This window comes from Pantoea sp. X-Soil-TKNS-1280 (genome assembly GCF_059730475.1).
In genome coordinates this window covers 1,063,751-1,084,544 of record NZ_AP035962.1, presented here as the reverse complement: position 1 = coordinate 1,084,544, position 20,794 = coordinate 1,063,751, and the positions used below count along the sequence as shown (strand labels likewise).

At 55.5% G+C, this 20,794-nt stretch carries 22 protein-coding genes; 10 read left to right on the top strand and 12 right to left on the bottom strand.

Annotation, left to right across the window (positions count from 1 at the left end):
• Nucleotides 1-109: 109 nt before the first annotated feature.
• Entirely contained in the window at nucleotides 110-1,030 is a 921-nt protein-coding gene (gene panE / locus AC6I8X_RS04945) for a 2-dehydropantoate 2-reductase (RefSeq protein ID WP_313682177.1), read from the top strand.
• Nucleotides 984-1,583: a protein deglycase YajL gene (yajL, locus tag AC6I8X_RS04940; RefSeq protein ID WP_313682175.1), complete on the top strand. Its 600-nt coding sequence runs from the start codon at nucleotides 984-986 to the stop codon at nucleotides 1,581-1,583. The genes panE and yajL overlap by 47 nt, the downstream gene beginning before the upstream one ends.
• Before the next feature lie 70 nt (nucleotides 1,584-1,653).
• Here yajL and thiI read toward each other — a convergent pair whose 3' ends face one another.
• Nucleotides 1,654-3,102 (bottom strand): tRNA uracil 4-sulfurtransferase ThiI, encoded by a 1,449-nt coding sequence (gene thiI / locus AC6I8X_RS04935; RefSeq protein WP_497840661.1) that lies wholly within the window; start codon nucleotides 3,100-3,102, stop codon nucleotides 1,654-1,656.
• A gap of 235 nt (nucleotides 3,103-3,337) precedes the next feature.
• Here thiI and xseB point away from each other — a divergent pair, with 235 nt between their 5' ends.
• The 4 genes from xseB to AC6I8X_RS04915 all read left to right on the top strand — a co-directional run bounded on the left by xseB (nucleotide 3,338) and on the right by AC6I8X_RS04915 (nucleotide 7,424).
• Nucleotides 3,338-3,580: an exodeoxyribonuclease VII small subunit gene (gene xseB / locus AC6I8X_RS04930; protein WP_084873123.1), complete on the top strand. Its 243-nt coding sequence runs from the start codon at nucleotides 3,338-3,340 to the stop codon at nucleotides 3,578-3,580.
• Nucleotides 3,580-4,479, top strand: coding sequence for a (2E,6E)-farnesyl diphosphate synthase (gene ispA, locus AC6I8X_RS04925; RefSeq protein ID WP_084873121.1), 900 nt, complete (start codon nucleotides 3,580-3,582; stop codon nucleotides 4,477-4,479). Before xseB ends, ispA begins: the two co-directional genes overlap by 1 nt.
• Before the next feature lie 19 nt (nucleotides 4,480-4,498).
• Entirely contained in the window at nucleotides 4,499-6,364 is a 1,866-nt protein-coding gene (gene dxs / locus AC6I8X_RS04920) for a 1-deoxy-D-xylulose-5-phosphate synthase (protein WP_299456992.1), read from the top strand.
• An 85-nt stretch (nucleotides 6,365-6,449) separates the two neighbouring features.
• A complete protein-coding gene (locus tag AC6I8X_RS04915) occupies nucleotides 6,450-7,424 on the top strand; it encodes an aldo/keto reductase (protein ID WP_313682170.1) in 975 nt (324 codons plus the stop codon).
• Nucleotide 7,425: 1 nt separating this feature from the next.
• Here the strand turns inward: AC6I8X_RS04915 and pgpA are convergent, their stop codons facing one another.
• The 6 genes from pgpA to nrdR all read right to left on the bottom strand — a co-directional run bounded on the left by pgpA (nucleotide 7,426) and on the right by nrdR (nucleotide 11,468).
• Nucleotides 7,426-7,962 (bottom strand): phosphatidylglycerophosphatase A, encoded by a 537-nt coding sequence (gene pgpA / locus AC6I8X_RS04910; protein WP_299456996.1) that lies wholly within the window; start codon nucleotides 7,960-7,962, stop codon nucleotides 7,426-7,428.
• Nucleotides 7,907-8,884, bottom strand: coding sequence for a thiamine-phosphate kinase (gene thiL, locus AC6I8X_RS04905; RefSeq protein WP_313682167.1), 978 nt, complete (start codon nucleotides 8,882-8,884; stop codon nucleotides 7,907-7,909). Before thiL ends, pgpA begins: the two co-directional genes overlap by 56 nt.
• 44 nt (nucleotides 8,885-8,928) lie before the next feature.
• The gene (gene nusB / locus AC6I8X_RS04900) at nucleotides 8,929-9,348 is read right to left on the bottom strand and encodes a transcription antitermination factor NusB (protein ID WP_084873111.1); all 420 of its coding nucleotides are present in this window, start codon (nucleotides 9,346-9,348) and stop codon (nucleotides 8,929-8,931) included.
• A 19-nt stretch (nucleotides 9,349-9,367) separates the two neighbouring features.
• Complete coding sequence (ribH, locus tag AC6I8X_RS04895; RefSeq protein ID WP_084873109.1) at nucleotides 9,368-9,838, bottom strand: 6,7-dimethyl-8-ribityllumazine synthase; 471 nt, start codon at nucleotides 9,836-9,838, stop codon at nucleotides 9,368-9,370.
• A 73-nt stretch (nucleotides 9,839-9,911) separates the two neighbouring features.
• The gene (ribD, locus tag AC6I8X_RS04890) at nucleotides 9,912-11,015 is read right to left on the bottom strand and encodes a bifunctional diaminohydroxyphosphoribosylaminopyrimidine deaminase/5-amino-6-(5-phosphoribosylamino)uracil reductase RibD (RefSeq protein WP_497840660.1); all 1,104 of its coding nucleotides are present in this window, start codon (nucleotides 11,013-11,015) and stop codon (nucleotides 9,912-9,914) included.
• 3 nt (nucleotides 11,016-11,018) lie between these two features.
• Nucleotides 11,019-11,468 carry a transcriptional regulator NrdR gene (gene nrdR, locus AC6I8X_RS04885; protein ID WP_021185864.1) on the bottom strand — a complete coding sequence of 150 codons (450 nt, stop codon included), beginning with the start codon at nucleotides 11,466-11,468 and terminating at the stop codon, nucleotides 11,019-11,021.
• 195 nt (nucleotides 11,469-11,663) lie between these two features.
• On the opposite strand from nrdR, the gene AC6I8X_RS04880 reads away from it, so the two are divergent.
• A complete protein-coding gene (locus tag AC6I8X_RS04880) occupies nucleotides 11,664-12,215 on the top strand; it encodes a SadB/YajI family lipoprotein (RefSeq protein WP_313682162.1) in 552 nt (183 codons plus the stop codon).
• A 76-nt stretch (nucleotides 12,216-12,291) separates the two neighbouring features.
• Here AC6I8X_RS04880 and secF read toward each other — a convergent pair whose 3' ends face one another.
• Genes secF through queA form a run of 5 tightly spaced genes read right to left on the bottom strand, consistent with a single transcriptional unit; the run spans nucleotide 12,292 to nucleotide 17,726 of the window.
• Nucleotides 12,292-13,260 (bottom strand): protein translocase subunit SecF, encoded by a 969-nt coding sequence (gene secF, locus AC6I8X_RS04875; RefSeq protein WP_299457009.1) that lies wholly within the window; start codon nucleotides 13,258-13,260, stop codon nucleotides 12,292-12,294.
• A 10-nt stretch (nucleotides 13,261-13,270) separates the two neighbouring features.
• A complete protein-coding gene (secD, locus tag AC6I8X_RS04870) occupies nucleotides 13,271-15,118 on the bottom strand; it encodes a protein translocase subunit SecD (protein ID WP_084873096.1) in 1,848 nt (615 codons plus the stop codon).
• Between the two features lie 25 nt (nucleotides 15,119-15,143).
• A complete protein-coding gene (gene yajC / locus AC6I8X_RS04865; RefSeq protein WP_084873094.1) occupies nucleotides 15,144-15,476 on the bottom strand; it encodes a preprotein translocase subunit YajC in 333 nt (110 codons plus the stop codon).
• Nucleotides 15,477-15,500: 24 nt separating this feature from the next.
• Complete coding sequence (tgt, locus tag AC6I8X_RS04860; RefSeq protein WP_084873092.1) at nucleotides 15,501-16,625, bottom strand: tRNA guanosine(34) transglycosylase Tgt; 1,125 nt, start codon at nucleotides 16,623-16,625, stop codon at nucleotides 15,501-15,503.
• A gap of 30 nt (nucleotides 16,626-16,655) precedes the next feature.
• Nucleotides 16,656-17,726 (bottom strand): tRNA preQ1(34) S-adenosylmethionine ribosyltransferase-isomerase QueA, encoded by a 1,071-nt coding sequence (queA, locus tag AC6I8X_RS04855; RefSeq protein ID WP_313682152.1) that lies wholly within the window; start codon nucleotides 17,724-17,726, stop codon nucleotides 16,656-16,658.
• 102 nt (nucleotides 17,727-17,828) lie between these two features.
• On the opposite strand from queA, the gene AC6I8X_RS04850 reads away from it, so the two are divergent.
• The 3 genes from AC6I8X_RS04850 to AC6I8X_RS04840 all read left to right on the top strand — a co-directional run bounded on the left by AC6I8X_RS04850 (nucleotide 17,829) and on the right by AC6I8X_RS04840 (nucleotide 20,655).
• Complete coding sequence (locus AC6I8X_RS04850; protein ID WP_299457019.1) at nucleotides 17,829-18,410, top strand: ACP phosphodiesterase; 582 nt, start codon at nucleotides 17,829-17,831, stop codon at nucleotides 18,408-18,410.
• A gap of 151 nt (nucleotides 18,411-18,561) precedes the next feature.
• The gene (locus AC6I8X_RS04845) at nucleotides 18,562-19,374 is read left to right on the top strand and encodes an inositol monophosphatase family protein (RefSeq protein WP_313683630.1); all 813 of its coding nucleotides are present in this window, start codon (nucleotides 18,562-18,564) and stop codon (nucleotides 19,372-19,374) included.
• A gap of 18 nt (nucleotides 19,375-19,392) precedes the next feature.
• Nucleotides 19,393-20,655, top strand: coding sequence for a histidine-type phosphatase (locus AC6I8X_RS04840; RefSeq protein ID WP_497841013.1), 1,263 nt, complete (start codon nucleotides 19,393-19,395; stop codon nucleotides 20,653-20,655).
• The last annotated feature ends 139 nt before the right edge of the window (nucleotides 20,656-20,794 follow it).

Sequence of the window (20,794 nt, the reverse complement as noted above, 5' to 3'; positions counted from 1 at the left end):
CTAAAGTGACATGCATAATACGCGTCTTGTCACGCGAATAAAACACGCTACACCGAAAGCTATAATTGATGGTGAGTGTAAAAACAATAACCCGCCAGCGGGAGGCAATATGAAAATTACCGTGTTGGGTTGCGGCGCCCTGGGTCAGATTTGGCTCGCCGCACTCGCACGCCAGGGACATGATGTTCAGGGCTGGTTGCGGGTGCCGCAACCTTACTGTTCGGTCAATGTGATCGATCCCGAAGGACAGGTCAGTAACCATACTTTTATCGCCAATGACCCGCTGTTTCTGGCGGAGAGCCAGCTATTGCTGGTGACGTTGAAGGCACCTCAGGTCTCACCGGCGGTAAAGAACCTGCAAAGCGTACTGCCCGCCCATGCGCCGATTCTGCTGCTGCACAACGGCATGGGCACGCTGGATGAGCTGAAAGATATCCAGCAGCCGCTGCTGCGCGGCATTACCACCCATGCGGCGATGCGCGATGGCACAGTGATCAAACATGTGGCGCAGGGCATTACTCATATCGGCCCGACCAGCCGCGAGAGTGAGGCGCTAAGCGATATTGCCGATATCCTCCATCAGGCCCTGCCGGATGTCGCCTGGCATAACCACATCGCCGCTGCCTGCTGGCGTAAGCTGGCGGTAAACTGCGTAATCAATCCCATGACAGTGGAACACGATTGCCAGAACGGCGCGCTGCGCGCTTATCCTGAACAGATTGCAACATTGTGTGAAGAAATCGCCTGGGTGATGGAGCGTGAAGGCCATCATATTGCCGTCGATAATCTGCGCGACATCATCTATGACGTGATCGACACCACCGCAGCTAACGTTTCATCGATGCTGCAGGATGTACGTGCGCAACGTCAGACCGAAATTGATTACATCACCGGCTACCTGCTGCGCCGCGCACGGGCGCAGGGCATCGCGTTGCCGGAGAACACCCGTTTGTATGACCTGATTAAACGCAAGGAGTCCCAATATGAGCACGAACGCATCGGTTCTGGTTTGCCTGGCACATGGCAGTGAAGAGACCGAAGCGGTCACCACCATCGATTTACTGGTGCGTGGCGGTTTGCAGGTCACCACCGCCAGTGTCGAAAGCGATGGCAGCCGGGAGATCGTCTGCTCGCGTGGCGTCCGCCTGCTGGCCGACGCGCCGTTAGTGGAAGTGGCGGATAATGATTTTGCCGCCATCGTCCTGCCGGGCGGTTTAAAAGGGGCAGAAACCTTTCGCGACAGTCCATTGCTGGTGGAAACCGTGCGCCAGTTTCATCTTTCCGGTCGGATTGTCGCGGCGATTTGCGCCGCACCCGGCACGGTGCTGATACCACATGATCTGTTCCCGGTGGGTAATATGACGGGTTTTCCCGGCCTGAAAGAGACCATCCCGGAAGGGAAATGGATGGAGCGTCGGGTGGTGTGGGATCCGCGTGTCAATCTGCTGACCAGCCAGGGACCGGGTACCTCGATTGATTTTGCGCTGAAGCTGATTGATTTACTGGTAGATAAGGACAAAGCGCGCGAAGTGGCATCACAACTGGTGCTGGCGGCCGGGATTTATGATTATCAGGAATCGTAGCAGTGCAATTTATTGCGCGGTTCAATTAAACCCGCGCGATAAATCGCGCCGCTACAGAGGTTTATCGACGTTACGGTCGATAAACCTTCACATTTTTAAAACCCTGCTCATGCAGGTACAGCGCCTGCAAACGGCTCATCACGCCACGATCGCAATACAGCAACCAGGTTTTGCTCTGGTCAAGATCGCCAAACTGGGTGCTGAGTTTGTAGAATGGCAGTGATTTCACTTCCACGCCTTCCAGCGCCAGCGGAGTGTCATCCTGTTCATCGATCGAGCGGATATCCAGTACCACATCATTATTCGTGAATGACGCCACCGTCTCCACTTCCGCCACTTCTTCATCAGCCTGCTCGGCGATGTCGCGGATATCAACGTTGCTGGCTTCCTGCACCACACGATCGAGAATCGCGAAATCGAAATGTTGTTCTTCCGCTTCGATCTTCGCTTTCACCGCTTTCACCGTCGGGCTTTTCGAAATCACGCCACAATATTCCGGCATGGTACGGGCAAAATCTTCAGTGCCAATTTCACGCGCCAGTTTGATGATGTGTTCTTTGTCGTGCGAAATCAGTGGACGCAGAATCAGCGTGTCCGATGCGTTGTCGATCAAACGCAGGTTGGTTAGGGTCTGGCTCGATACCTGGCCCAGCGCCTCGCCGGTGACCAACGCCTGCACGCCGTAGCGTTCAGCAACCATTGACGCGGCACGCACCATCATACGCTTCAGCACCACGCCCATCTGGCCGTCATCGACCTTCTCCAGAATCTCGCCCACCACCGGTTCAAAATTGATGGCGACAAAACGCACGCGATGCGAACGACCAAAACGCTGCCACAGATAATGCGCCACCTGACGTACGCCAATTTCATGCGCTGCGCCGCCGAGGTTGAAGAAGCAATAATGCACACGGCAACCACGCCGCATCAGCATGTAGCTGGAGACGCCGGAGTCAAAGCCACCGGAAATTAGCGATAGCACATCTTCCTGGGTACCAATCGGGAAGCCACCCAGCCCTTCATAACGGCCGGTGATCAGCAACAGACGATCGTTATCAATCTCCAGATTGACCGTTTCATCCGGGTGATTCAGCTGCACGCGCGCGGTTTCGATATGCTGGTTCAGACCGCCACCGACGTAACGCTCCACATCCTGCGAGCTGAAGTCGTGTTTGCCACGGCGTTTCACACGCACACAGAAGCTTTTGCCTTCGAGACGGTCACGATATAACGCCAGCGTCTGCTCGAAGATGTTATGCATGTCGGTGTATTCATGATCTTCCACCGCCAGCACATGATGAATGCCAGGAATGCGCGTCAGCTCGGCAATCACCGTTTCGCGCAGCGACTCATTCTTCGCCCGTACCACAATATGGTCCCAGTGACGCACTACCGCGACGTCATCATCCAGGGTACGAAGAATGTTACGAATGTTCCCGGTCAGAATCTTGATAAAGCGCAGTCGCACCGACTGACTCTTGATGGTGATTTCGGGGAAGAGCTTGATGATAAACTTCATGGCGACACAGGTTCGTTTGGGCAAATAAGTGCTAAAAGCATCGGCACTTAGCTGTTAAAATCATATAATTGCGGGTTAAGCAGGAGCACCCGCATCCGAGGCGCGAGAGTATATCACCTTTGTCAGGTGACTTCTTCTGCAACCGCAGTCACATTCATTATTTTGCTAATTAATCCTCGTCGGCTACCATGACCGACTGCAAGATGATGTCCCAACCTGTGAGTCGACACTGATTATGCCGAAAAAAGCCGAAGCGCCTGCCAGTTTTGAAAGCGCAATACAGCAGCTGGAACAAATCGTCAGCCGCCTGGAGAGTGGTGAGCTGCCGCTGGAAGAGGCGCTGAAAGAATTTGAACGCGGTGTTCAGCTGGCACGTAGTGGTCAGCAAACCCTGCAACAGGCAGAGCAGCGCGTGCAGATTCTGCTCAGCGATGATAAAGACGCCGCGCTCGCCCCTTTTACCCCGGAAGATAACTGATGGATTTTCCTGAACTGCTGAGCGCCTATCACGAACGCGTGAACCTTGCGCTGACGCGCCTGTTAGATCCACTTCCTTTTCAGAGTTCTCCTCTGGTGAATGCCATGCAATATGGGGCACTATTAGGCGGTAAGCGTCTGCGCCCTTTTCTGGTCTACGCCACGGGTGAGATGCTGAAGGCCGATCCGGCCAGTCTGGATGCGCCCGCTGCAGCGGTTGAATGTATCCATGCTTACTCTTTAATTCATGACGATCTGCCTGCGATGGATGACGATGCATTGCGCCGCGGGCAGCCAACCTGCCATATTAAATATGGTGAAGACACGGCAATTCTCGCTGGCGATGCCCTGCAAACTCTGGCGTTTTCTATTCTGGCCGACCAACCAATGCCTGGCGTCAGTGCAGAAGCCCGTATTAGCATGATCTCGGAATTGGCGCAGGCCAGTGGCGTGGCCGGGATGTGCGGCGGACAGGCGCTGGATCTTGCTGCTGAAGGTAAAAACATCGACCTGGCGAAACTGGAGCAGATCCACCGCCATAAAACCGGCGCACTGATTCGCGCCGCAGTCCGCCTTGGCGCGCTGACGGCAGGTGAGCAAGGCCGCGCTGCCCTGCCAGTGCTGGACGTGTATGCTAATGCCATCGGGCTGGCGTTTCAGGTCCAGGATGACATTCTGGATGTGGTTGGCGACACCGCCGTACTGGGTAAAACCCAGGGTGCCGATGAGGCACTGGGCAAGAGTACCTATCCGGCGCTGATGGGGCTGGATAACGCCCGTCAAAAAGCCTGGGACCTCTATCAGGAGGCACTGGGCGCGCTGGATATTCTGGCCGCGCAATCTTTCAACACCACAGCATTACAAGCGCTGGCTAGCTTCATAATTGAACGCGATAAATAACTTTCATAATGAGTCTCTGATGAGTTTTGATATTGCAAAATACCCGACACTGGCGCTGGCAGGCACGGTACAGGAATTACGTTTACTGCCAAAAGAGAAGCTTCCGGCTTTGTGTGACGAGCTGCGTCAGTATCTGCTGGACAGCGTCAGCCGCTCCAGTGGTCACTTCGCTTCGGGTCTGGGCGTCGTCGAGCTAACAGTGGCGCTGCATTATGTTTACAACACCCCGTTTGACCATCTGGTGTGGGACGTAGGCCATCAGGCTTATCCGCATAAAATTCTGACCGGTCGCCGCGATCGTATCGGCACCATTCGCCAGAAAAATGGCCTGCATCCCTTCCCGTGGCGCGAAGAGAGCGAATACGACGTACTGAGCGTCGGTCACTCATCCACCTCCATCAGCGCCGCTCTGGGTATGGCTGCCGCTGCCGAGCGTGAAGGCAAAGGCCGCCGCACCGCCGCCATCATTGGCGATGGTGCGATCACCGCAGGCATGGCGTTTGAGGCCATGAACCACGCGGGCGACATTAAGCCGGATATGCTGGTGGTCCTCAACGATAACGAGATGTCGATCTCTGAAAACGTGGGGGCGCTCAACAACCGTCTGGCGCAAATTCTCTCCGGTAAAACCTATTCCCGCCTGCGCGAAGGTGGCAAACGGGTGCTCGACAACCTGCCGCCGATCAAAGAACTGGTCAAACGGACCGAAGAACATCTGAAAGGTATGGTGGTGCCGGGGACGCTGTTTGAAGAACTCGGTTTTAACTACATCGGCCCGGTAGACGGTCACGATGTACTGGCGCTGGTCAGTACGCTGAAGAACATGCGTGACCTGAAAGGCCCGCAGTTCCTGCACATCATGACCAAAAAAGGCAAAGGCTACGCCCCGGCGGAAGAAGATCCGATCACCTGGCATGCGGTGCCCAAATTCGATCCGGCCAGCGGTTCATTGCCGAAAAGCGCGGGCGGTTTACCGAGCTATTCAAAAGTATTCGGCAGCTGGCTGTGCGAGATAGCTGCGGATGACCCCCGTCTAATGGCGATCACCCCGGCGATGCGTGAAGGCTCCGGCATGGTCGGTTTTTCCCGCGACTATCCACAGCAATACTTCGACGTAGCGATTGCGGAACAGCACGCGGTGACATTTGCTGCGGGTATGGCTATCGGCGGCTACAAACCGATTGTGGCGATTTACTCCACCTTCCTGCAACGTGCCTACGATCAGGTGATCCACGATGTGGCGATCCAGAAGCTGCCGGTGCTGTTTGCCATTGACCGTGGCGGTATCGTCGGCGCGGATGGACAAACCCACCAGGGTGCGTTTGATCTGGCGTATCTGCGTTGCATTCCGGGAATGGTGATCATGACGCCCAGCGACGAGAACGAATGTCGCCTGATGCTGTACACCGGTTACCATTATCAGGAGGGTCCGAGTGCAGTGCGATATCCGCGCGGCACCGGCACCGGAGCAACGCTGGACCCGCTGGCAAGCCTGCCGCTGGGCAAAGGCGTGGTGAAGCGCCAGGGCGAGAAACTGGCTATTCTCAACTTCGGCACACTGTTACCCGAAGCGGCAGCGGCGGCAGAAGCACTGAATGCCACCCTGGTCGATATGCGTTTTGTTAAACCGCTGGATGAGGCATTGATCGCTGAACTGGCGGGCAGCCACGACGCGCTGATCACCCTGGAAGAAGGGGCGATCATGGGCGGCGCGGGCAGCGGCGTTAACGAGTTTGTCATGGCGAAGCGCCTCGGCATCCCGGTACTGAACCTCGGCCTGCCCGATGAGTTCATCCCTCAGGGGACCCAGGAAGAAGTGCGTCACGATTATCAGCTGGATGCCGCCGGTATTCAGCAGCAAATCACCGCCTGGCTGGCACAATAGTCCCCTCTCCGCTCATCGACCGATGAGCGGACCTGCTGCTATGCTTAGGGATCGATTTCCCTTAAGCATCGCAGCAGGAGCCTTCATGAAAACCATCCCCTTAGGCAACACCGACTTACAGGTTTCACGCCTGTGTTTAGGCTGCATGACCTTTGGCGATCCGATGCGTGGTAATCACGCCTGGACGCTGCCGGAGGAAAGTGGCCGCCCCCTGATTAAACAAGCGCTGGACGCCGGAATTAATTTTTTCGATACCGCCAATTCCTATTCCGATGGCAGCAGTGAAGAGATTGTCGGACGGGCGTTGAAAGATTTTGCCCGCCGCGAAGATATCGTTGTCGCCACCAAGGTTTATTTTCCGCTGAGTAATCTGTCGCAGGGCCTATCACGCAAAAATATCCTGCAATCGATTGATGACAGCCTGACACGCCTCGGCATGGAGTATGTCGATCTGCTGCAAATTCACCGCTGGGATTACGACACGCCGATTGAAGAGACGCTGGAAGCGTTGCATGACGTGGTTAAAGCAGGTAAAGCGCGCTATATCGGCGCATCATCAATGCATGCGTCGCAATTTGAGCAGGCGCTCCAGTTACAGGCGGATGAAGGCTGGGCGCGTTTTGTCAGCATGCAGGATCAATACAACCTGATTCAGCGTGAGGAAGAGAACGAAATGCATCCGCTGTGCCTGCGTGAAGGGATTGCGGTACTGCCGTGGAGCCCGCTGGCGCGCGGCAAACTGACACGCCCATGGGGAGAAACTACCGCACGTTCCGTTTCAGATAATGTGATGGCAAAACTCTACAGCAACACCGAGGAGAATGATGCCGCCATCGCAGAGCGTCTTGCCACCATCGCCGCCGATAAAGGCGTGACGCGTGCTCAGGTCGCACTGGCGTGGCTGTTGCATAAACCGGCAGTAACTGCGCCAATTATCGGCGCTTCACGCGCTGAGCAGTTTGATGAGCTGGTGAAAGCGGTGGATGTGGAACTAAGTTCAACCGATATCGCCGAACTGGAGACGGTTTATCAACCGCATCCAGTGGTGGGGTTTGAATAGCTTAAGCCATCGCATGCCCTAACCCGTACAAAATCGCCGCGGAAATTACCCCGGCGATAATGTCATCGACCATAATCCCCATGCCGCCATGCACATTCTGATCGAACCAGCGGATCGGCCAGGGCTTCCACATATCCAGAATGCGGAAAATGACAAAGCCCGCCAGCACCCACTGCCAGCTCATCATCGGTATCGCCATCAGCGTGATCCACATGCCGATAAACTCGTCCCAGACGATGCTGCCGTGGTCGTGAACACCCATATCTTTGGCAGTACGATGACACAAATACACTCCCACGCTGATGCCGATCAGCACCACCAGGGAATAAATCTGGAGCGGTAAAAAGGTCATCAGCCACCAGAAAGGGATCGCCGCCAGCGATCCCATGGTGCCCGGCACGACCGGGCTGAGGCCACTGCCAAATCCGGTCGCCAGCAGATGCCACGGATTGGACATCCGCAGGCGACCTTTCGCCACATCTTTATTTAACGTCAAAGTGATCAAATCCTTTGTAATTGAAGCTGACCGGTTTGCCATGTTCCAGCAACGTGAGTCCATCCGCTTCCGGCGCTATCTGACCAATGCAGGTATAGGGAACACCGAGATGGCCCAGCGCCACATCCAGCGCGCCACGATTCACTTCCGGCACGGTAAAGCACAGTTCGTAGTCTTCACCGCCAGTGAGCGCCCAGCGCTGCACCTGCGGCAGCTCGAAATGGTCACGCAGCGCCGCTGAGAGCGGCAATGCTTCCAGATTGAGTCGTGCACCAACGCGGCTGGCTTGCAGGATATGGCCAAGATCGGAGAGCAATCCGTCTGACACATCAATAGCCGAGGTCGCCAGATTACGCAGTGCCTGCCCCTGAAGTACACGCGGCATTGGGCGCAGATGGCGCTTAATCAGGGTTTCATGCACCGCCGGATCAGACAGACGGTAGCGATGCTGCAACAGCGCCAGACCGGCTGCGCTATCTCCCAGCGTACCAGTGACAAAAATCCAGTCGCCTGGCTTCGCACCGGAGCGTTTCAGCGCCCGACCTGTCGGCACCAGGCCGTGAATACCCAGCGTCATGCTTAACGGGCCACGGGTGGTATCACCACCGATCAGCTGCATATCGTAGTAATCAAGCAGCTCGAACAGGCTATCGCTGAACGCCGCCAGCCAGCTTTCGTTGACTTCCGGCAGCGTCAGTGCCAGCGTCAGCCATGCCGGATCGGCTCCCATCGCCGCCAGATCGCTCAGATTGACCGCGACAGCTTTGTAGCCCAAATCGGCAGGATGGATATCACGCAGGAAATGCACGCCTTCCACCAGCGTGTCGGTGCTGATGGCCAGCGTCTGTTTTTCTGGCACGTTCAGTAACGCGCAGTCATCACCAATGCCCTTCTCCACATCGCGGCGGGAGCTGGTGACGCGGTTAAAATAACGTGCGATCAGTTCGAATTCACCACAGGACATAGTCAGGTCTCAATGAAAAAAGGCCGGGAATCCGGCCTCTTGCACTATTTTCTGTTGGGTCTGATTTGTGGAGCCGCTTTATCCAGCACGCCGTTGACAAATTTATGGCTGTCTTCCGCGCCGAATACTTTTGCCAGTTCGATACCCTCGTTGATGGCCACTTTGTACGGCACATCAGCACGCTTGCTCAGCTCATACAGCGAAATACGCAGGATGGCTTTCTCAACCTGGCCCAGCTCTTCCAGCTGGCGCGACAGGTAAGGTTTCATCAAACCATCCAGGTATGCGCTGTTGGTCGCCACACCGCCCAGCAGTTCGCGGAAGTAGCTAATATCGACGTCTTTGACGTCTTGTTCCGCCAGAAACTGGTATTCCACATCGGCAATGTCGTTGTTGGACAACTGCCAGGAGTAAAGCGCCTGGACAGCGCACTCACGGGCGCGACGACGAGCAGCAGGTTTCACAAAATTCCCCTTACAAAAATCAGGCTTTGATGGCTTTCAATACGTTAATCATTTCGAGTGCAGTCAGGGCCGCTTCGGCACCTTTATTACCCGCTTTCGTGCCGGCGCGTTCAATCGCCTGCTCGATGTTTTCTGTGGTCAACACGCCAAAGGTCACCGGGATATCGCTGGTCATTGCCACGTTGGCGATACCTGAGCTGGCTTCACCGGCCACATATTCAAAGTGTGCAGTGCCGCCACGGATCACGGTACCCAGCGCAACGATGGCGTCATGTTTACCGGTTTTGGCCAGCGCACGCGCCGCCAGTGGCAGTTCATAAGCGCCCGGTACCCAGACGATGGTGATGTTTTCGTCTTTCACCTGGCCGATACGTTTCAGCGCATCAACCGCACCGTCCAGCAGGCTGTCATTGATGAAGTTGTTAAAACGCGCAATTACGATGGCGATGCTGGCATCAGGCGTGGCAACAGGAGCTTCGATAACTTTCATACATATCCTTCGGAGTTAAGCCCCGAGAAGGGGGCGGATTCTATCATACTCTTTGGCGACGCGCTCAGGCTTTTCAGCGCGGGGTCAGGGTCAGACGCAGGTCTTCGCCCACCAGGCGCACATCGCTAAAATTCAGGGCAGGAACATCGGCAAGACGCTCCAGACCCGGCAGTTCACACAGGCCGCGCGCGGCATTACCCAGCAGCTTCGGTGCCAGATAAATAATCAACTCATCCACCAATCCGGCCTGTAACAGCGCACCGGCAAGCGACGCACCGGCTTCAACCCAGACGCTGTTAATCTGGCGCTGACCAAGCAACATCATCATTGCCACCAAATCCAGCTGGCCTTCACGCTGCGGCACGACAATCTGGCTGACACTTGCAGGCCAGGCCTGTTGATCCGCCTGGCTACGCATCAGCCAGGTTTCGCCCGGCTTGTCAATCAACTGATGTTGCGGCGTCACACGCTGCTGGCTATCGATCACTACCCGCACCGGCTGACGCAGCTGGTTTTCATCCAGCTGCTGGCGTACTTCATCATTCAACTCGCCCCAGCGCACCGTGAGCGACGGATTATCCGCCAGCACCGTGCTGCTGGTGCTAAGAATAGCTGAACTTTGGGCACGAAAACGTTGCACATCGCGCCTTGCCGCTGCAGAAGTGATCCACTGGCTTTCGCCACTTGCCATCGCAGTGCGGCCATCCAGTGAGGCACCCAGCTTGAGCTGGATCCACGGAAATCCGGTACGCATGCGTTTCAGGAAACCGCGATTGAGCGCTTCAGCTTCATTCATCATCAAACCGTGGCTCACCTCAATGCCTGCCTGCTGCAAACGGTAAAGGCCTCGACCGGCCACCTGCGGATTAGGATCCTGCATCGCAGCCGCTACGCGGCTGACACCGGCGGCTATCAACGCATCACAACAAGGCGGGGTCCGGCCATGATGGCTACAGGGTTCGAGAGTGACATAGGCGGTAGCGCCCCTGGCTTTATCGCCAGCCATACGCAGCGCATGAACTTCTGCGTGGGGTTCTCCGGCACGCTGATGCCAGCCTTCACCGACAATCTCGCCATCACGCACAATCACACAGCCGACATTGGGGTTCGGTGTGGTAGTAAAGCGTCCGCGACGCGCCAGTTCCAGCGCGCGCGCCATATAGCGTTCGTCGGTCATGAATTAATCCTGTAAGCGGGCGATCTCTTCGCCAAAATCACGAATATCTTCAAAACTGCGGTAAACCGACGCGAAACGGATGTAAGCCACTTTATCGAGCTTCTTCAGTTCATCCATCACCAGATTGCCGATCAGTTTACTGGGAATTTCGCGCTCACCGGTGGCGCGCAGCTGCGTTTTAATATGATTAACCGCGCTTTCCACCGCATCGGCGCTGACAGGACGCTTCTCCAGCGCCTTCATCATGCCGCTGCTGAGCTTATCTTCGTTGAAGGGTTCACGCACATCGTTGCTTTTTACCACGCGCGGCATCACCAGCTCAGCCACTTCAAAGGTGGTAAAACGCTCATGGCACACCAGACACTGGCGACGACGACGCACTGAGGAGCCTTCACTGACCAGGCGCGAATCAATCACTTTGGTGTCCACAGCGGAGCAGAATGGGCAATGCATGACGTTTCCTGTCGCGAGAATTTGGGCCATACAGTGTAGCGCCGATCTCGATTTCGACAAAATGCGTTGACAGGAAAAGGACGGTAATGGTTAAAACAGCGTGATAAATCACGCCGCTACGATACAGTGCACGGGTTGTCGCGGTGCGATTTATCGCGCAACATGAGGTTTTCCCAACAATGGAAAGGACATTGCATGACGATCAGGATGTTATGGGCGCCGGCAGCGCTTTCTTTGCTGGTTTTGAGTGGTTGTAGTTCAACCCCGGTTTCACCGCAGGTCAAACAACTGCATCGGGAAGTCAGTCAGCTGAATCAGCAAATGCGTCAGCTAACCAATCAGGCCAGTGCGCTGGAAATTCAGGGGCAGTTGAATAGCCAATCCAGCCAGGGCGCATGGTTGCTACCCCAGGCCAACACGCCGGTGGAGCTGCAAACCCAGCTGGGCAAATTACGCCTGTCACTCACGCGCGTAGAGGGTGAAGCCAGCGGCAGTCGTGCCAATCTGAATATTCGCTCAACAGACGACAAACCGGTTCCGGCGCTGAACGCGACCGTGGTCTGGGGTGAAATGGACCCGGCCAGCGGCAAACCGCTCAATGCAGACAGCCTGAGCCAAACCATCAGCGTGCCCGCCAGCCTGGTGCCACGCAGTTCCGTGACCGTACCGCTGCGCCTCAGCGGACTGTCTCCTGAACAGCTCGGCTATATCCGTGTTCATGATGTGACCAGCGCAACGACACCCTGATCGCCAGTGAGTTTGGCTGATTGAATATAAAAAAACGGGCCGCCCTTAGGCAGCCCGTGATCGTTCTGATTGACAGTTACGGCATGATCGAAGGCTGATCGGCGCCCTCTTTCTCCACTTTCTGCACCAGCATATGTTCACGCTTCATGCCCAGTTTCAGCGCCAGCGCTGAAGAGACATAGATTGATGAGATGGTACCAATGGTCACACCAATCAACATGGTCAGCGAGAAGCCTCTCAGCAGCGCACCACCAAAGATGAACAGGATCAGGATCATCGCCAGCGTGGTCAGCGAGGTGATCAGAGTACGGCTCAGCGTCTGGGTCAGCGACACGTTGGTGATATCGTAAGAAGAACCGCGACGGATCTTACGGAAGTTCTCACGAATACGGTCGGAAACCACGATTTTATCGTTGAGCGAGTAACCAATCACCGACATCAGCGACGCGACGATAGTCAGGTCGATCTCGATATGTGCCAGCGACAAAATGCCGCAGGTGATGATCACGTCGTGCGCCAGCGCCAGCACGGTACCCAGTGCCAGACGCCACTCAAAACGAATACCGATATAGATCAGAATCGCAATCAGTGCCGACATCAGTGCCATCGCCCCCGCCTGCGCCAGATCGCTGCCCACACTCGGGCCAACGAACTCGATACGCTTCACGGTGGCGTTCTGCTGTGCGGTTTCGTTAATCACCGACACCACTTTGTTGCCCAGTTCCTGACCCGCCGGGCCCTGAACCGGAGCCATGCGTACCATCACGTCACGGCTGCTGCCAAAGTTCTGCACCAGGGGTTCCTGGAAGCCTGCTTTCACCAGCGCAACGCGCAGGGTATCCAGCTCGGCTGGTTTTTCCAGGTTGATCTCAATCACCGTCCCGCCGGTAAAATCGAGGCCCCAGTTGAAGCCTCGCACGCTGACGATGGCGATAGACGCCAGAATCAGCAGACCGGAGATGATAAAGGCCAGCGTGTCCCAGCGCATAAAGTCAACGACCTTACGCCCATGGTTCAGCTGTTCAATACTGTATTCCTGTGCCACAACGCACTCCTTAGATAGACAGCTTGTTGATGCGTTTGCCGCCGTACACCAGGTTAACGATGGCACGGGTGCCGACGATAGCGGTAAACATGGAGGTGGCGATACCGATAGCCGTGGTGATCGCAAAACCTTTGATTGAACCGGTACCGACCGCATAAAGAATGATGACTTTAATCAGCGTGGTCACGTTAGCATCGACGATACTGGAGAAGGCACCTTTGTACCCCTCATGAATCGCCTGCTGCACGGAACGCCCGTTACGCAACTCTTCTTTAATACGTTCGTTAATCAGTACGTTCGCATCCACCGCTACCGCCAGCGTCAGCACGATACCGGCAATACCCGGCATGGTGAGCGTGGCCCCCGGCAGCAGTGACATGATGCCGACAATCAGCACCAGGTTACACAGCAGAGCACTGGTGGCGATCAGACCGAATTTCTTATAGAACACCACCATAAAGATGATGGAGGCGATCAGACCCCACAGGCAGGCTTCGAGACCTTGTGTGATGTTCTGCTGACCCATAGTTGGGCCGATAGTACGCTCTTCCACAATCTGAATCGGCGCAATCAGCGCACCGGCACGCAGCAGCAGCGACAGCTGACGAGCTTCGTTCGGGTTGCTGATGCCGGTGATACGGAAGCTGTTACCGAGGCGCGACTGGATGTTCGCCACGTTAATCACTTCTTCCTGTTTCACCAGAATCGCACGACCGTTGGCATCTTTCTTACCACTGTCCTTGTACTCCACGAACAAGGTCGCCATCGGCTTACCGATGTTGTCCTTGGTGAAGTTAGACATGATGTTACCGCCTGCGCCATCCAGTGAAATGTTCACCTGCGGCTGGTTGTACTCATCCATGCTCGACGTGGAATCCGTGATGTGGTCACCAGTCAGAATCACGCGTTTGTACAGCACAACCGGCTGACCATCACGCGTCATTTTCACTTCAGAGTCACCCGGAACACGGCCGCTGGCCGCAGCGCTCGGGTCAACGGTGGTGTTAACCAGACGGAATTCGAGGGTTGCGGTTGCACCCAGAATCTCTTTGGCACGCGCCGTATCCTGAATACCTGGCAACTCAACCACAATGCGGTCAGAACCCTGACGCTGCACCAGCGGTTCGGCTACGCCGAGTTGGTTAACACGGTTACGCAGGATATTGATGTTCTGCTGAACCGCATACTCACGCGCTTCGCTCAGGCGAGCATCGGTCATCACCGCACGCAGGGTATCGCTCCCCTGGCTTGAGATCACCAGATCACGGTGACGCGAAGACAGGTAGCTGATGGCCGCATCACGGCTGGTGCCGTCACGGAAACGGATTTCCACGCCATAGTTCGCGATTTTATTCACGGTAACGTAGGGGATGCCTTTATCACGCAGGTCACTGCGCAGGCCGTCGGCGTTCTGCTCCTGCAGTTTGCCCAGAGCGGTATCCATATCCACTTCCATCAGGAAGTGTACGCCGCCGCGCAGATCAAGACCGAGTTTCATCGGTTCTGCGGACAGCATGCTCAGCCAGCGCGGGGTAGCCGGAGCCAGGTTGAGCGCAACAACGTAGTTCTCGCCAAGCACATTGGTAATCGCTTCACGGGCGCGCAGCTGCACATCCGTATTAGCAAAGCGCGCAAGAATCGCGCCATTTTCCAGAACGAGGGATTTGCTCTGAATATTATCTTTTTGTAATGCAGTCTGGATCTGATCCAACGTTTGCTCACTGGCGGCGCCACCGCGCGCACCAGTGATTTGAACGGCCGGATCCTCACCATAAAGGTTGGGAAGCGCATAGAGCAGGCCGACGAGAATCACGACGACCAGCATGATGTACTTCCACAAAGGATAACGGTTTAACACGGCAGTTTCCTTCGGGAAGAAAAAATTACAGCGCCTTCATGGTGCCTTTCGGCAGAACGGCAGCCACGAAATCACGTTTAATCACTACTTCAGTGGTGTCGTTCAGGGCGATAGAGATGTAGCCAGTTTCTGCCACTTTGGTCACGCGACCCACTAAACCACCGCTGGTCAGCACTTCATCCCCTTTGGAGATGGAATCCATCAATTTCTTGTGATCTTTCGAACGCTTCTGCTGCGGACGCAGAATCATGAAGTAAAAGATCAGACCAAAGACCACCAGCATGATCACCAGAGAATAAGGACTTCCCTGAGACGGTGCGCCTGCTGCAGCCACAGCGTCAGAAATGAAAAAGCTCATTAAATTTCCCTCATTGATGAATTATCAGACGTTTAACGGTGGAACCGCTTTGCCCGTCCGTTGATAGAACTCGCTAACAAAGTGCTCTAATTTACCCTCTTCGATAGCCTTGCGTAAACCCGCCATCAGGCGCTGGTAATAGCGCAGATTGTGGATGGTGTTCAGACGTGCGCCCAGTATTTCGTTACAGCGATCGAGATGATGCAAGTATGCACGGCTGTAATTGCGACAGGTGTAACAATCACACTCGGCATCGAGTGGCGAGGTATCATCTTTATGCTTCGCATTACGGATTTTCACCACGCCATCGGTGACGAACAGATGACCGTTACGCGCGTTACGCGTCGGCATAACGCAGTCAAACATATCGATACCGCGACGAACGCCTTCCACCAGATCTTCCGGCTTGCCAACGCCCATCAAATAACGCGGTTTGTCGTGCGGAATTTGCGGACAGACGTGTTCCAGGATGCGGTGCATGTCTTCTTTTGGTTCACCCACCGCCAGGCCGCCCACAGCGTACCCATCAAAGCCAATCTCTACCAGACCTTTGACGGAGACATCACGTAAATCTTCGTAAACACTGCCCTGAATGATGCCAAACAGCGCATTTTTGTTGCCAAGTGAGTCAAAGCGGTCGCGGCTGCGTTTTGCCCAGCGCAGCGACATCTCCATTGAGCGCTTCGCGTAGTCCCAGTCGGCCGGGTAAGGCGTACATTCATCGAAGATCATGACGATATCGGAACCGAGGTCGAACTGAATCTCCATCGACTTTTCCGGATCGAGGAAAATCGGATCGCCATTGATCGGGTTGCGGAAATGCACACCGGCTTCGGTGATCTTACGGATATCACCCAGGCTGAACACCTGGAAACCGCCCGAATCGGTAAGGATAGGTCCTTTCCACTGCATGAAATCATGTAGATCGCCATGCAGCTTCATGATTTCCTGCCCTGGGCGCAGCCAGAGGTGGAAAGTATTGCCGAGGATAATCTGTGCACCCGTATCCTGGACTTCTTCCGGCGTCATGCCTTTTACTGTGCCATAGGTGCCCACTGGCATAAATGCCGGGGTTTCCACCACGCCACGATCAAAAACCAGACGGCCACGGCGTGCGCGCCCGTCGGTAGTATCTAACTCAAATTTCACAATGACCTCATCAGAGAGACAGTCTGATTTTTAAACCCCGACGTTTTCGTCAGGTGCATTCATATTACGGGTGATGAACATGGCATCCCCGTAGCTAAAGAAACGGTACTGCTCCGTGACCGCCGCATGATAGGCCGCCATGGTGTGCTGATAACCGGCAAACGCCGATACCAGCATAATCAGGGTAGATTCCGGCAGATGGAAATTGGTGATGAGGGCATCAATCACCTGGTACTGATAACCGGGATATATAAAAATCTGGGTATCATCGAAGAACGGTGCAATCAGCGCATCTTTGCTTGCCTGCGCTGCACTTTCCAGCGACCGCACCGAGGTGGTGCCAACCGCGACCACTTTATTACCCCGTGCTTTACAGGCCAGTACCGCATCCACCACGTCCTGCGGCACTTCGGCGTATTCCGCGTGCATGGTGTGATCTTCGATGGTTTCCACCCGCACCGGCTGGAATGTGCCCGCCCCCACGTGCAGCGTGACAAAGGCCATTTCGACGCCTTTGGCTTTCAGCGCCTCCAGTAAAGGCTCGTCAAAGTGCAGGCCCGCTGTCGGCGCGGCCACCGCACCCGGACGCGCGCTGTACACTGTCTGGTACAACTCACGATCGGCATCTTCATCCGGACGATCAATATAAGGCGGCAACGGCATATGGCCGACGCTATTCAGGATATCCAGCACCGCACGGTCGTCTTCAAACACGATCTCGAACAACGCATCATGACGCGCGACCATGGTGGCTTTGACGCTTTCATCATCGCCCAGCAACAATTCGGTACCCGGCTTCGGTGCTTTTGAAGCACGCACATGCGCCAGCACGCGTTTGTCATCCAGCATGCGCTCCACCAGCATTTCGATTTTGCCGCCGCTGGCCTTGCGACCAAAAACGCGCGCGGGAATGACGCGGGTGTTGTTGAAAACCAACAGATCCCCCGGATTGAGTTTATCCAGTACATCGGTAAACACACCGTGGCTGAGCGCGCCGCTCGGGCCATCCAGCGACAACAGACGGCAACCGCTACGCTGCGCCTGGGGATAATGGGCGATCAAAGATTCCGGCAACTCAAAGGCAAAATCGGCTACACGCATACTTCACTTCTTCAGGACTAAAAACAGGCGGCATAGTTTAGCGGAAAAGCGACTAATTCTGAACAACTGGCTGCGTCTCGTTGATTCTGGCTATAATGCGCCATGAACTTTCTTGCTCACCTTCATCTGGCCCATCTGGCTGACAGCTCACTGCTCGGTAACTTAATGGCCGACTTTGTGCGCGGTAACCCGCATGAGGACTGGCCGACCCCGGTTGCCGATGGCATCATGCTGCACCGGCGTCTCGACATCATGACCGATAATTTGCCGGAAGTACGCGAAGCGCGTCAGTGGTTCCGTGCCGAAACCCGACGTGTCGCGCCGATTACGCTGGACGTTATCTGGGACCATTTCCTGGCACGTCACTGGGATAAAATACATCCAGAGCAATCGCTGGTGGCCTTTACCGCCGATGCCGAACGGGACATTGTTCCTCAGTTGAACGGCACACCGGAAGGGTTTATCGAGCTGAATGATGTGATGTGGCGCGATCGCTGGTTTGAACATTATGCTGAACCTGCGCGTCTGGCGCGGGTACTGAATGGCATGGCACTGCGCCGCCCGCGCCTCAAAGCACTGCGCGATTCATATCAGGATTTCGTTGAACACTATGCCGGGCTGGAGCAACAGTTCTTTCAGTTCTATCCGCGTCTGATGGCGCTGGCACGCACGCAACAGCTATAACGCATTTCGAATCCATCGCCCCTCTTGCCAGCCGCTTTTATCTGCGGCTTAATGAAGCCTTTCTTAACTTTCGTTACCTGGATCACACAGCCAATTCGCCTGTCCGGGCGATTTAACCTGGTTCGCCTGTCGCAAATCATAAGAGGGAAAGATGTCATCAGCATCACTTACTGAACTTGACGCGCGTTATCACTATGCCTGTGATGTCGCCAAAGCTGCCGCCAGTCGCGCGCTTTCCTGGTATCAGCAGCGCCACCAACTGGTGATTGAGCATAAGAAGGACCTCCAGGATGTGGTCAGTGAAGCCGATCGCAATGTGGAACAGCTGATTAAATCTCTGATTGCCGAGCGTTTTCCCGAAGACGCGGTGCTGGGCGAAGAAAGCGGCGGCGAGACGGAAGGTGCGCGCTTTATCTGGGTGGTGGATCCGATCGATGGCACCAGCTGTTTTATTAATGGTCTGCATAACTGGTGCGTGTCGCTGGCCATCGTGTGTGAAAATGAAGCGGTGATTGGCGTGGTGTGCGATCCCAATCATCACGAATTGTTTCATGCCTGCCGCGGCAAAGGTGCCTGGGTTAATGACAAACGTATCCAGGTACATAGCGCCCGGCAGCTGGATCAGGGGGTGCTGGGTATCAGCAGCTCCAACAGCCAGCCGCCAGAACCTCTTACAAACTTTATTTCTGCCCTGCTGCAACAGGGTGGCATGTTTATCCGTACCGGTTCGGGTGCGCTGATGAGCGCCTGGGCCGCTGCCGGGCGTCTGATCGGCTATTTCGAAGCCCATATGCACCCGTGGGACGGTTTGCCAGGCATCGTCCTGATGCGTGAAGCAGGCGGCGTCACCAATGATTATCTGCACAACGACGGGCTGAAAAACGGCAATCCGGTGCTGCTGACCAATGCGACGCTCTATCCACAGCTGAAAGCGCTGCTACCAGCCTCCTCTGCCCGCTTATAAAAGGATTCACCGATGTCCATGCGTTCGTCTTTGCTGCTGGTCAGTGCGCTGTGGCTGTTGATCGGTAGCAGTCAGGCTGCCGATCACTATCAGCTGGAAAAAGTAGTGGAGCTCAGCCGACACGGCGTGCGTCCCCCCACTCCCGGCAATCGTAAAGAGATCGAAGCGGCAACCGATCGCCCCTGGACACGCTGGGTCACTGCCGACGGTGAACTGACCGGACACGGTTACGCCGCAGTGGTGAACAAAGGTCGTTGGGAAGGCGAGCATTATCGACAGCTCGGTCTGCTGACCCAGGGCTGTCCTGCTGGCGACGAAATTTACGTGCGTGCCAGCCCCAAACAGCGCACGCGCGCCACCGCACAGGCGCTGGTTGATGGTGCATTTCCTGGCTGTGGGGTCGCGATACATCATGTTGATGGCGATATAGACCCACTGTTCCAGTCGGAGGATTTGCCCTTTGCTGACCTCGATCCCTCCAGGGAATATGCCGCGATGGTGGCTAAAGCCGGTGATCTGGCGGCACTGCAACAGCAGCTGCAACCCGCTGTGCAGCTGCTTAAACAGGCGGTTTGTGCGCCCGGTAACGACTGCGCCCAGTTTGATCGCCCGTGGCAGCTGAAACAAACCAAAAAAGGACACACTTATGTACAGGGCCTGAGCGTGCTGGCCAGTATGGTGGAAACTCTGCGGCTGGGCTGGAGCGAAAACCTGCCGCTCAGCCAGCTGGCATGGGGCAATATCACCGCCTCCAGCCAGATCACCGCACTGTTACCGATTTTGACCGCCAGCTATGATCTCAGCAACGACGTCCCTTATCTGGCACAGCGCCGTGGATCGATTTTGCTGGATGCCATCATTAAAGGGCTGGAACAGGGTGTCGGCCCGGCACAGCACGCGTCACCGGCTACCCGCTGGCTGCTATTGGTGGCGCACGATACCAATATTGCTCGTGTGCGAACGCTGATGAACTTCAGCTGGCAGTTGCCGGGGTATTCCCGTGGCAATGTTCCACCCGGCAGTAGCCTGGTGTTCGAACGCTGGCGTGATACGCAAACTGGCGAGCGTTTTTTACATATCTACTTCCAGGCACAAAGTCTGGATGATCTGCGGCACTTAGCCCCGGTAGACGATCGCCATCCGTTGCTGCGCGAGGAGTGGCATGAGAAAAACTGTCGAATTACCGATGTCGGCACCTTGTGTCCTTATCAATCGACACTGAATACCTTCAGCCAGGCGCTGGATAAACAGGCGATAATCCCGGTCAATTACCCACAATAACCCATTATTTATACTCACACGGCTTATCAGATAAAAAAGACAATCATTAAGATTGTGTGAGTAATTCGCCAGGGTCGTCTGAGAATTATCTATATTTTCCGTCAGAGGTACGCATTCCGTTTACCTCGCGTTAACCTTT